Origin of the sequence: Candidatus Latescibacter sp. (genome assembly GCA_030692375.1) — a bacterium.
Lineage (GTDB): Bacteria > Latescibacterota > Latescibacteria > Latescibacterales > Latescibacteraceae > JAUYCD01.
This window is the reverse complement of the sequence record JAUYCD010000209.1, coordinates 1-12,742: the sequence shown is the minus strand read 5'-3', so window position 1 is coordinate 12,742 and position 12,742 is coordinate 1. Positions and strand designations below refer to the sequence as shown.

Below are 12,742 nucleotides of genomic sequence, written 5' to 3'. Positions count from 1 at the left end.
CGTTCGTTCTTTACTTCCAGTCATGGTTGTCCTCCTTTTTTGAATGGTTTGTGGTTATCTGGAGGATAACCATGACGCTTTATTATTCAAAACATTTTCATCCTTCGTTGTGACCATCTATGGTCATGATGGTTAATAAGGACAGGGGGGATCAAACCCCACAGCAAGCTGAGTGGAATTCTGAGATTAAAAGACAGCCCAAAACCCAAAGTCAAAAGTAAGAAGACAGAATAGAAGATTAATTGCTCGAAAAGTTTCCTCCGCTTTTCGCTGTTAAAGGCGGGGGATTTTTATTATACTTTAAGTTTCATGTAAATTCTCGTGTATTTGATCTTTCAGGTTGAAAAATGGAAAATACTATCTCGCAAAATCATAAAACCGCTGGATCTTCCCTTTGGGCCTTTGCGCCTTTGTGCCTTTGTGCCTCGTTTTTTATCTTTGGACTTTCCTGCGCGCGGCAGGGATTCCCGCCCGGCGGGCCCAAGGATGTGACACCGGCGGCTTTAGCCAGCTCTATTCCGGCGCCTCTGTCAAAAAACGTTTCGGCAACAGAGCCCGTGGTCATTGAATTTACCAAGGCAATGGATGAAAAAAGCGTGGCGGACAATCTCTTTATCGTACCAATACCTGCCCAGTGGCCGGAATTGAGATGGAAATCGGGGAGCAGAGTTCTGACGCTGAGATTTCCTAAGCCGCTCCGTGACAACACAACCTATGTGATAACGGTCGGCTCGAAAGCGAGCGATACGAGGACCAATCAACTGAAAGACTCTATCTCCCTGAAATTCTCCACCGGAGAGGTGATCGAAAACGGTGAAATCAGGGGAAAAGTCGTTCCCTTTCACTTTTTTGCCGCCAGGCCGGAAAATGTGCCGGGAGTGGATATAGTCGCCTACATTCTTGCCGATTCGACAGCCAGGCCGGATCCACGGAACGATGTTCCCGATTACATGACCCAGACCAACGCCGACGGCAGCTACACTCTGGTGGGTCTCTCCAGCAGTACCTATCGACTGTTCGCCATCGGGGACAAAGACCGCGACGGTTTTTACTCCGAGGGTTACGATATGATCGGGCTGGCGTCTCATGATGTGACTTTTGCGAAAGGGGATACCCTTGCCCTGGCGCCGCAGACAGCCATTTCAGAAAAGGATACCTCGCAGGTGCAGCTTCGGTCGATACGTCCGGTTGACCTTCAGCGGGTGGAATTCTTTTTCGACAAGGACATCGATCCCGGTTCGGTTGAGCTGTCCATCGAGGGGGGGATTGATATCCTGGGCTGGTTCATCCTTGCAGGTGATCTGAAAAGAATCTCGGTTGCCACCTCGGAACAAAAAAACGGGAAAGAATATACCGTAAAGAGCCTCCAGGTAAAGAGCAGCGACGGGTATCCTTTATTGCCTATGGAGAAAAGGCCCGTTTTCACCGGAACAGATCGTCCCGATACCACTGCCCTTGAGATTCTCGAATGGGGGCCGAAATTACTTACCCCCGGAAAGGATCCTGTTCAATTGGTGTTCAACAGGGTTCTCGCCCTCCCGGACAGCATACGGAATGTGATTGCAGACTCCTCCGGAGTGAATCCGGCGGTAAAGAAAACCGGCCCGAACATGTTGGAGTTGTTCCCTGCTTCATCCTGGAAAGAGAATTTCAATTATCTTTTTATGTTTAACCGTGAAAATTTGCGCGGAGCTGCCGGTAACCGTCTGACCGGCCCGGGGGCGCAGATTGCATTCAGAGTGGTTCCATCCGACACCCTGGGGTTCATAGAGGGGACGATCGGCGATAAAACGGGAACTCCGCAATCGTTGTATCGTCTTATGTTCAGGAATCTTGACGCCAATACCCGGAAGACTCTGGAGATCATGGGGCAGGCTGCCTGGACCGCGGGAATGATGATCCCCGGCCGGTATGTTGCAGCAGGTTTCCGGGATGATACCGCCAACGGGGTGTTTACCCGGGGAACTGTTTCACCTTACCGGGTTTCGGAGCCGGTTTATGTATATCCCGATACAATCACTGTGGTTTCGCGCAGGACTACGGGGAATATAAATTTTATATTTCAGTGATAAGCATAGTTATAGAGTAGCAAATCCCCCCGCCGCATTTGGCGGCGACCCCCTTTTTAAGGGGGTAAAAAACAACTGCCTCCAGAGTTCCCCCCTTAAAAAGGGGGGATGCCGACAGGTAGGGGGGATTTTTTTCATGCTTCATATTTCTAAAGGAGAGGCTGTATATGAGTGAGTACATCAGCAGGGGCCGCAAGGCCAGGCGATGTTATGGTTTTGATGAGATTGCTCTTGTTCCGGGGGATGTGACCATCAATCCCAATGATGTGGATGTGTCCTGGATGCTCGGAGAAAAGAAGATCGCAGTTCCCATCCTTGCTGCGGCGATGGATGGGGTGGTCGATACCCGGTTCGCCATCGCCATGGCCAAATTGGGCGGGCTTGCAGTGCTGAACCTTGAGGGAGTACAGACACGGTATGAGAACCCTGCTGAATTACTGGATAAGGTGGCTTCAGCCACACCGGAAGAAGCCACAAAGCTGGTGCAGGATATTTACCGGGTCCCGGTGAAAGAGGATTTGATAGAGAAACGCATCGCCGAGATCAAAAACGCCGGTGTTCCTGCCATCGTTTCCTCCATTCCCCAGAAGGCCGACCGGTACGGGGATATCGCGCAGGCAGCCGGGGTGGATATATTTGTGGTGCAGTCCACGGTGACCACGGTTCGCCATATCTCCTCCCAATATGTTACTCTTGATTTTGAGCGTTTCTGCAAAAAGATGAAAGTTCCGGTAATCGTGGGGAACACAGTCACCTACAGCGCTTCCCTTGAACTGATGAAGACAGGCATCGATGCGCTCCTTGTCGGTATCGGACCCGGAGCGGCTTGCACCACCCGAGGGGTGCTCGGCATCGGCATGCCCCAGGTGACCGCCACTGCGGATTGCGCCTCCGCACGTGATTTCTGGTACAAACAATCCGGCAAGTACGTTCCCATTATTACCGACGGCGGAATGAACGCCGGCGGGGACATCTGCAAGGCCATTGCCAGCGGCGCGGATGCGGTCATGATCGGTTCCGCATTCGCCCGCGCCAAGGAAGCTCCCGGAAGGGGATACCACTGGGGAATGGCTACATCTCATGAAAACCTGCCGCGCGGGACCCGCATCAGAGTTGGAATAACCGGCACGCTCGAGCAGATTTTATTCGGTCCCGCAACTCTCGATGACGGCAGCCAGAACCTGGTGGGCGCGCTGCGCACTTCCATGGGATCGGTCGGCGCCCGCGATATCCGTGAGATGCAGCTTACCCAGATTATCATCGCCCCCTCCATTCGCACGGAAGGCAAAGTATTCCAGACCGCGCAGCGGGTGGGCATGGGGAAATAGAGAAAAAAAAGTTCATGAAATCTTATGCCTATAGATTCGTCTTTCTCAGCGCCCTGCTCCTTCAGACGGCGCCCCCGCCGAATGCCGGCGAGATATTCACCATCGCCCGGCTCAAATACGGCGGTGGCGGGGACTGGTACTCCAATCCCACTTCTCTTCCCAACCTGATGCGGTATATACGGGAGAATACCGCTATCCGCACTGCCGACCAGGAGGCTGTGGTTTCCGTCTCGGAAGAGGAACTTTTCAAATTCCCGGTAGTGTACATGAACGGACACGGAAATATATCCTTCACCGCACAGGAGGCGGCGCTTCTCCGCCGGTACCTGACAGGAGGGGGATTCCTTATTGCCGATGACAATTACGGCATGGATAAAAGCTTCCGTCTGGAGATAAAAAAGGTTTTCCCGGACAAGGAGCTTGTCCTTTTGCCGAAAGATCATCCCATATTTCGCGCCGCTTTTCCCTTCCCCGGCGGTCTTCCCAAGATTCACGAGCACGACGGGCTGCCTGCCCAGGCATTTGCAATCTTCCACGAGGGCAGGATGGTGGTTTTTTACTCCTATCAGTCCGACCTGGGTGATGGATGGGAGGACCCCTCGGTGCACAATGATCCGGAGGCGCTGCGGATTGCCGCGTTGAGAATGGGAGTCAATATTGTAACATGGGCGCTCAGTCACTAAAAGCAGTGACAAAGTGACAGAGCGGCAAAGTAAAAGAAAGTAAATATAAAAATTTTTATAAGTGCATATGTCTTTGCTTTTTTTAACTAGAGATGCCGAAACAAGTTCGGCATGACACGTGTCATCCTGAACTCGTTGCCGCTTCGCGGGAACGATAAAACCGTTTCAGGCACTTAGGCACTCAGGCACTTTTTTATTTTCTGGCATCTATGACGGATTCTTCCTACACTAGCATTATCGCCCGGCTGAAGAATGTGGAACGGCGCTACCTGGCAATCGGTATCGCCGAAGCGTTTTTTGCCGCATTATCAGTGTTTGCCGCACTGTTCATCCTGTTCGGCTTCATCGAGGCGTTTTCCTACCATTCACCTCAGGTAAAAACCATTCTTTTCTGGTCGGCGGCCGGCATTTCCACTATTGCCGGTCTATTCCTTTTCGTGTTACGGTACATTCATCGTCCGGGTATCGATGAGCTTGCCCGCATGGTTGAACGAGCCTGTCCGCAATTCCGTGATAAGCTTATCAGCGCAGTACAGTTGGGATGTCTCGACGAAGCAGGTCTCCGGGGGCAGTCTCCCGAACTGGTGCGCGCCCTTGTCGGCAGGGCAGCGGAAGAGCTGCGCACAGTTGCCGCCGAAAAATCAGTTTCCGCCGGACGGCTCCTCTCTCTCATCCGTATCTCCTATGGCGCGGCGATTCTGTTTCTCCTGCTGAGTATCATGTTCCCCCGCTCTTTGACGGGGGGGTTTTACCGTCTGGCCGATTACGGGCAATCTTACTCCCCTCCCGGAAACACCATAATCTTCACCCTTGTCCGAGACAGTTCGATCATCAGGGGGGAAAACTTCTCCAATTCAGGATTTTTCTCTTCCAAATCGGCCCCTCTCCGGCTTTTCTGGAGGTGGAAGGATTCCGATGTATGGAACACCCGTCCTGTGAAAGTTGACGATAAAACCGGCTATTTCAACCTGACCATCGAAAAACCCCGGCTTTCGTTTCTTTATTATCTTGAATCCGGTCCTTCCGCCACTCCGCGCTTCCGGGTGAATGTCATCGAACGCCCGGTTGTGGAGAATATCGAGCTTTCTCTACGTTATCCGGCATACACCGGAATGGGGACGGTTGCCAGGAAAGACAATGACGGCAACATCCGCGCGCTTCGGGGAACCGGGGTCAGTCTGGGTATCCGGGCGAACAAACCCCTCCGGAGCATGACCATCCGCTTTAGCGATTCCACCGCCGCGAATTGCACGGTCTCAGGGGCTTACGGGCGGGCAGCCTTCACAATCACCAGGGACCTGGATTACACCATCAGCCTCATCGACACGGTTGGCATCAGCGATATCAATCCCATTCTCTACCGGATCGCCAGTCTCGAAGACGAAAAACCAACCGTTTCTTTTCTCAGCCCGACCGCCGATGTCGTCCTGCCCCGTTCCATGACGCTCCCCATCGTGTATCATGCGGAGGATGATTACGGCCTTTCGCAGATTTCCCTGCAGTACAAGCTGCCTTTCGAGGAAAATTTCCGCGCCGTTTCTCTGAAAAAGGGCCTGCTCAACCGTCAGATTGAGGATGGGTATGTATGGAACCTTTCGGATGTGAACCTTTTGCCGGAAGACCGGGTTGCCTTTTATCTTTCGGTGTGGGATAACGACACGATTCGGGGACCGAAACAGGGCGTCTCGGAAAAGTACACTCTCAAAGTCCCCTCCCTTACCGATATTCTGAAAGAAACCGCTGAGGAGCATAAAGCCGGCATGGAAAAAATCCGTGAGGCTCAGGATGCGGGATCCGAGAAAGACAAGGCATTGGATGAGGTGCGCCGTAATATTCTGAACGGGAAGAAAACCGACTGGAACGACCGTAACGCCATCGAGGAATCCAAAAAGCAGCTCGAAAAAATGCAGGAAAGCGTAAAGGATTTTTCCGAAGCGGTTAAGAAAATGGCGGACAGGCTTTCCAACGAGGACATGGCCGCTCTGGAAACAGTGGAGAAGCTGCGGAAAATCTCCCAGATGATGGATCAGATCGCGGACGGCGACATGAAAGAGGCGCTGAAAAAACTCACTCGGGCCGCAATGGAGATGGACCAGCGGGCAGTCAAGGATGCCCTCGACCAGTACCAGATCACCGCCGATGCAGTGAAAAAAAAGCTGGATGCCGTCATACGGCTCCTGGAGCAGGTAAAAGCTATCCAGCGGTATGAGACCTCTAAAAAAGTGCTCGAGGATATCGCTCTCAAACAGGCTGAACTGACCCAGAAGCTCCGGAACAATCCGAAGAATCCGTCTCTCGCCCGTGAGCAGAAATCCCTCGCCGCCGAAATGGACAAGCTGGAGAATGAGCTCAAAGGCATGTCCCGGGAATTGAAAGAAAAATTCTCCCTCAACACCAAGCCGTTCGAGGACTACCTTAACTCGACCGATATTTCCAAAGGCATGGAGGAAACCGCAGGAAATCTGGATAAGGGGATGAGCGAAAAAGCCCGTAAGGGAATGGATTCATCCAATGTACAACTGTCGGACATGCTAAAGAATATGGATAAACTGGGCGAGTTAATGAAGGGCACAAATACCCGTGAGATGAAAAATCGTCTGCTGACTGCCATGATCGAGCTTCTTGCGGTATCGGAAAGCCAGGAGAAGCTGCTCGCAAATACCGGCGGATACACCGGTGAAAACCTCGCCCAGAAGGAACTGGAGGTTATGGATGGTTTCAGGAAAGCGGGGAAGACGCTTTCCGCCCTCGGCTCCGTTTCCCTGGAGCTGGCAGGAATAATCGAACAGATCACCACTGCGGTGAACATGACCATGAAAAATGCGGTCGACACCTTTACCGCAGGGAATGTCCCGGCGGGGGAGCAGAGCGCGCGCAGCTCCCTGAGCATGGTGAACAATACTATTCTTTTCCTCTCCAATCTTCTGAAGAATTCGGGCGAGAATCAAAGCAAAGGGATGGCGGGCGATCTGATGCAGGAGCTTCAGATGATTGCCGACGGCCAGCTTTCTCTTCAGATGAGAATGGGGGAAGGCTCGCAGGAGCTTATGAAACAACTTGCCGCCGAACAGGAAAAGCTGGCGGAGATGCTTTCACAGTTGGGAAAGAAATTATCCGAAGACAAGCGTCTCCGTGAAATGCTGGATAAACTGACCGGCGACATGGATGACACAGCCCAGATGATGCGGAAAAACGAGAAACGCGAGCTGGTCGAGCGGAAACAGCTCGATATTTACCGCCGCCTGCTCGATGCCCGTCGCTCACATCGTGAAAAGGACGAAGAATCCCCGGAGCGGAAATCCTGGACTGCCAAAAAGAACGAATCCCTCGGCGCCGACCGTCTCGCCGGGGACCTTGGAGAGAAACAGGCCGAGCTGAACGAGCGCATGAAAAAAGCCCTTCAGGACGATATCAATCCTGAGTTCAAGAAACTGATCCGTCTCTATTTCGAATCCATGCTCAAGACCTCTCCGGGGGCGAAATAATGGAAGGCCCCCTATCCCTCGGTCCCTTTCCCCCTGAAGGGGGCACGGGAAGTCGCAGATCAGCAGTTTTTTCCTGCCCCCTCCGGGGGAAGGATGTCCATAGGACAGGAAGGGGGCTGTCTTTCAAACCGAGTCTTAGGGCGCTTTTTGTGTGTATTATCCTTTTATCCGTATTTTCACTTTCAGCCTTTTCACAGGCGGTCGATCCGGATTTTATCAAAGCCCAGGTCCTTGAGTCGCAGGGCAAAAATGAAGAAGCCCTCGCCGTTTATTCCCGCCTGTACAGTGCGAATAAAACCGACATATATTTCTTCAAGCTGGTCATGCTCTGCGAGAAAATCGGAGATTTCAAAACCATGGGGGAGTCCGCCGGGGCTCGACTTGGCGTACATCCCGGTGATATTTTTGCAATCAATTATCTCGCCCGCTCCTTATACGGCCAGGGGAAGGATTCGGAAGGCCGCCGCCTGATTCTGGACAGCATCGGGAACAACTGGAAAGACCCCGAAAAGATCAGGAACGCCGCCAATGAATTCATGTCTCGCAATGACCTCGGTACCGCGCTTTCGATCTATCTTACCGCCCGTGAAAAATCCGGCGGCGAGGATCTCTATTCCCTCGAGCTGGCGCAGATTTACCGTGTGCAGATGAATTACTCCCAGGCGCTCCGGGAATACCTGAAAACTCTCGACAGCCAGCCGGTCTGGTACAGCAGCATAGATCTGTTGCTGAACGCTGCGCTTGATGACCGGGCCGATCCGCAATCCCTTCTCGCCCCTCTGGCCCAATATCTGAAAGCCAAACCGGGAAGCATCCAGGCTGCCCGGCTCATTTCGGGTTTGAAATACCGGCTGGGGGATTATGAAGGCGCCTACCGTTCTCTCCTCGATGCAGCAGTTCCGGCCAACAATCCGGTTGAACTCTGGAACATCGCTGAGCGCCTGAGCGCGGAAGGTCATCCCCGGGAAGCCATTCTCGCCTATGCCGACTTTTACCGGTATTTCAAGACCGGTCCGAATGGAACCGCCTCTCTTTTGAAATGCGCCGCACTCCGTGAAAAAAGCGGCGACCGTGAGGGAGCAAGACGAGATTACCTTACCCTGTCCGGCGATTTCCCGGGGACTGTGGAAGCGTCGCTCGCTTCTCTCCGTATCCTTAAGCTCTCAGCGCCGGAAGATGGCGCCGAGATCATTTCCAGGCTCCGGGCGTTTGTTGCCGCGCCCCTTGACCGGTCGGTGGCGTTCGAGGCGAATCTCCTTCTGGGACAGGCCTTCCTTCGCCAGGGAAAAACCGCAGAGGCGGAGAAATCCCTGAATGAAACCAGGTTGAAAGCGCGGTCTAAAAATGAGGTGTATGCTGTAACTTCAACCATTGCGCTCATGCACTTCTTTACCGGCGCTTATGAAACGATGGCCCAGGATATTGAAGCTTGTGTGGCGGGCTTTCCGGACCACGAAAATGCAAACGACCTTCTGGCGCTCCGGGTGCTGAGCCTCCGCTGCTCCACCGCAAAAGAGAGAATGAATATAACCGCCTATGCGCATGGGAGATATGCTCTCTTTCGCGGGTTGGATCGGGAGGGCGTCGACAGCCTGACTGTGGCAGCAGGCGACACCTCCTCCGCAGCGGCGCCCGAGGCGGCTCACGTCCTGGGAGACTACTTTAGCGAGAGGGGAGACACCAGTAAGGCTCTCACCTGGTACAATCGGGCGATTTCCGCCGCGCGTGACACCACGGTGCATGTCGGAGCGATGATGAACCTCGCCGAGCTGTATGTTACCGCGTTCAAAGATAATGATGCGGCGAGAAAGCTGTATATGGATGCCCTTACCGCCTTTCCCGGCTCCGTGTATGAGGCGGAATTGAGAAGCAGGCTAAGGAGTTTAACGGAAAAGAAAGTAATAAAGTAAAAAGAAAAGGCAAAGAGGCACAAAGGCACAAAGACACAAAGGGAAAAGATAAAAGATAGATACAAAAAAAATTCGAGTATACAATTAGACCCTAATTATTCACAAATTTGCTACGACATTTTCTTAACTCTTTTTTAAACAAATACTTATTATTAATTTGGGAAGGCAGCCCCCTAAATCCCCCGAAGGGGGACTTTTCGTGGTAAAGATGAAAATGCGAAAGTGTAACTTTTTTAAAAAACAGATTAAGCCTTGTATTGCAGTCTTTTAAGTCCCCCTTTGGGGGATTTAGGGGGCTGTAGTTTAACACTCACAGAGACTAAAATCTCTTTTAAATGCATAATTAGGGTTAGAAAAGGTTCGTGATAGTATTTATAGATGCGGCAACAAGTTCGGCATGACACGTGTCATCCTGAACTCGTTTCAGGATCTAAATGTGCAATCAAGGCTTAATGGAAATTTAATGAATAATCCAATGCATACTATTCCACAGTGGCATTCTAAATATATTTTTGTTACGCTGCTTTACATCCTTTCTCTCTTTCTGGGTGTTTCGGCGGCATGTGCGGAGAAGATGCTCATCCCCATGGATTTCAAACAGAAAGATCACCTTAAAGCCTACGGTGTGGCTTACCATGCCCTGTCACGGAACATCAGTGTGGAATGGCTCCTCAACTACCGCGGGGGTTCGTTTCTTCTGGATGCGGACAAGGAGATAACCGAATATACTCTCACCCGCGGGGTTTCCTATGAAACGCCGGATGCCGCCGCCCTTGCCCGTCTCGATGAAACCATCCGGAATTCCAATATGTCGCGGGAATTACTGGAAAAGGCCCCGAAAGTTGCGGTTTACACTCCGCCCAACAAGCGGCCCTGGGATGACGCGGTCACCCTTGCGCTGACCTATGCGGAAATCCCCTATGAGACCCTTTGGGACGAAGAGGTCATGCGGGGCGATCTGAAAAAGTATGACTGGCTGCACCTGCACCACGAGGATTTTACCGGGCAGTACGGTAAATTCTATGGCAATTATCGCGGGGCCGACTGGTATATCCAGCAGCAGATTGAATTCGAGGCGATGGCCAAAAAGCTCGGTTTCAGGAAGGTGTCCGATGAAAAGAAGGCGATTGCGGAAGAAATCCGATCCTACACCGACGGCGGCGGATTCGTGTTTGCCATGTGCTCGGCCACCGACAGCTTCGATATAGCACTTGCGGCGCACGGAACCGATATCGCAGGCCCTGAATTCGACGGCGACGCCATGGACCCGGACTGCCAGTCCAAGCTGGATTTCTCCCATACCCTGGCTTTCGAAAATTTTAAGCTGGTGACCGATCCCTATATTTATGAATTTTCAGATATCGATATCACCCCGCCCACTACTATGGCCAGCAGCGCAGCCGAGGCAATGGATTACTTCGAACTTTTCGAATTCAGCGCCAAGTATGATCCTGTGCCGGCGATGCTGACTCAGGATCATGAGAACCCCATCGGCGGTTTCATGGGACAGACCACCGAGTTCAAGAAGAGCCTGATCAAGAAAAATGTCGTGATCATGGGCGAAAACAAAAGCCGCGGAACCGCCCGCTACATCCACGGCAACCTGGGCAAGGGGACATGGACATTCCTCGGCGGCCACGATCCCGAGGATTACCGTCACCAGGTCGGCGACCCCACGACCCAGCTCTTTCTCCACAAGAATTCTCCGGGGTACCGCCTGATTTTGAACAACGTTCTTTTCCCGGGGGCAAAGAAGAAAGAACTGAAAACGTAATCCCAAGAATCATGGTTCGGACAATTTAAAAAAAGGATATTCGATGACGGACAGCGTGAAACGCGATGACAGCGAGCTTCTGGAGCACCTTGCCGCTTCGCAGCAGAGGATGAAAAGGGAGCTGGCGAAAGTGATTGTCGGCCAGGAATCTGTTATTGACAATCTGATCGTTACTCTTCTCTGCCGGGGGCACTGCCTGCTTGTGGGAGTCCCGGGGCTGGCGAAAACGCTCATGATCTCGTCGCTGGCGCGGGCGCTCGATCTCTCTTTTTCCCGCATCCAGTTCACCCCCGATCTCATGCCATCGGACATCGTGGGAACCGAGGTTATCGAGGAGGACCCCCAGAGCGGCAGGAGGAACTTCCGGTTCGTCCGCGGCCCTGTATTCGCCAATATCGTGCTTGCCGATGAAATCAACCGTACGCCGCCTAAAACCCAGTCCGCCCTCCTGGAGGCCATGCAGGAGCATGCAGTCACCGTGCAGGGCCAGACCATGCGTCTGGTAGAGCCTTTCTTTGTCCTTGCCACCCAGAATCCCATCGAGCAGGAGGGAACCTACCCGCTCCCGGAAGCGCAGCTCGACCGGTTCATGTTCAACCTCTGGATCGATTACCCCTCGCGTGAGGAAGAGGTCGAAATCGTCCGCCGCACTACCGGCGCAGAGGAAGTCCTCCCCTCGAAAATCCTCGATGCCGAAGGGATCATCACTCTCCAGAACCTGGTGCGGCGGGTTCCGGCTGCCGATGATGTGGTGACCTACGCGGTGGATCTCGTACGGAGGTCGCGCCCAGAGGAAAAGGATGCCCCCGCTTTCATCCGGGAATGGGTAAAATGGGGAGCGGGTCCCCGCGCGTCGCAATATCTCATCCTGGGCGCCAAAGCACGGGCGGCGCTGGAAGGACGGTTTGCTCCCTCGAAGGATGACGTGCGCGCGGTGGCCATGCTGGTGCTCCGTCACCGTCTGGTGACAACCTTTGCGGCTGAAGCGGAGGGCGTTTCCGCACCCGATATTGTGGAAAGGCTTATCAAGGAGAGTAAGTAAAACGGCAGAATCCAGAAGTCAGAATCCGGAATAAAAATTTCTCGCAAACCACGCAAAGATAGATGCCGAAACAAGTTCGGCATGACCTGAACCGTGTCACCCTGAACTTGTTGCCGCTTCGCGGGAATGATGAATCCATTTCAGGGTCTAACGAAATAAAAATGACTTTATTTCCAGTCTTTGAAGTCCCCATTCGGGGGATTTCGGGGGCTGCATTTCAACGAATTAATATACTCCATGAAACAAATATACCAGGATTTTCTTTCCCCGGAAGTGGTCAGCCGCATCTCACGGCTCGATCTCATTGCCCGGCTGGTGGTGGAAGGTTTCATCACCGGCCTGCATAAAAGCCCTTATCACGGATTTTCGGCGGAATTCGCCGAACACCGCCAGTACATGGAAGGCGATTCCCTCCGCTATCTTGACTGGAAGGTGTATGCCCGGAGCGACC

Annotated in this window: 8 protein-coding genes; all 8 read left to right on the top strand. The window is 52.8% G+C overall.

Features of this window, described 5'->3' with window-relative positions; translation table 11 throughout:
- The first annotated feature begins 347 nt into the window (after window positions 1-347).
- Window positions 348-2,069 carry an Ig-like domain-containing protein gene (locus tag Q8O92_12715; protein ID MDP2984177.1) on the top strand — a complete coding sequence of 574 codons (1,722 nt, stop codon included), beginning with the start codon at window positions 348-350 and terminating at the stop codon, window positions 2,067-2,069.
- A 167-nt stretch (window positions 2,070-2,236) separates the two neighbouring features.
- Window positions 2,237-3,397: a GuaB3 family IMP dehydrogenase-related protein gene (locus Q8O92_12710; protein MDP2984176.1), complete on the top strand. Its 1,161-nt coding sequence runs from the start codon at window positions 2,237-2,239 to the stop codon at window positions 3,395-3,397.
- A 14-nt stretch (window positions 3,398-3,411) separates the two neighbouring features.
- Complete coding sequence (locus tag Q8O92_12705; GenBank protein ID MDP2984175.1) at window positions 3,412-4,080, top strand: DUF4159 domain-containing protein; 669 nt, start codon at window positions 3,412-3,414, stop codon at window positions 4,078-4,080.
- Window positions 4,081-4,289: 209 nt separating this feature from the next.
- On the top strand, window positions 4,290-7,565 hold the full coding sequence (locus Q8O92_12700; GenBank protein ID MDP2984174.1) for a hypothetical protein: 3,276 nt from the start codon (window positions 4,290-4,292) through the stop codon (window positions 7,563-7,565).
- Window positions 7,566-7,714: 149 nt separating this feature from the next.
- Window positions 7,715-9,475, top strand: a complete 1,761-nt coding sequence (locus tag Q8O92_12695; protein MDP2984173.1) for a tetratricopeptide repeat protein — start codon at window positions 7,715-7,717, stop codon at window positions 9,473-9,475.
- A gap of 463 nt (window positions 9,476-9,938) precedes the next feature.
- Window positions 9,939-11,249, top strand: a complete 1,311-nt coding sequence (locus Q8O92_12690) for an asparagine synthetase B (protein MDP2984172.1) — start codon at window positions 9,939-9,941, stop codon at window positions 11,247-11,249.
- 43 nt (window positions 11,250-11,292) lie between these two features.
- Window positions 11,293-12,291: a MoxR family ATPase gene (locus Q8O92_12685; GenBank protein MDP2984171.1), complete on the top strand. Its 999-nt coding sequence runs from the start codon at window positions 11,293-11,295 to the stop codon at window positions 12,289-12,291.
- 237 nt (window positions 12,292-12,528) lie between these two features.
- Window positions 12,529-12,742 (top strand): DUF58 domain-containing protein (locus Q8O92_12680; GenBank protein MDP2984170.1); only part of this gene is annotated, 214 nt, incomplete at its 3' end.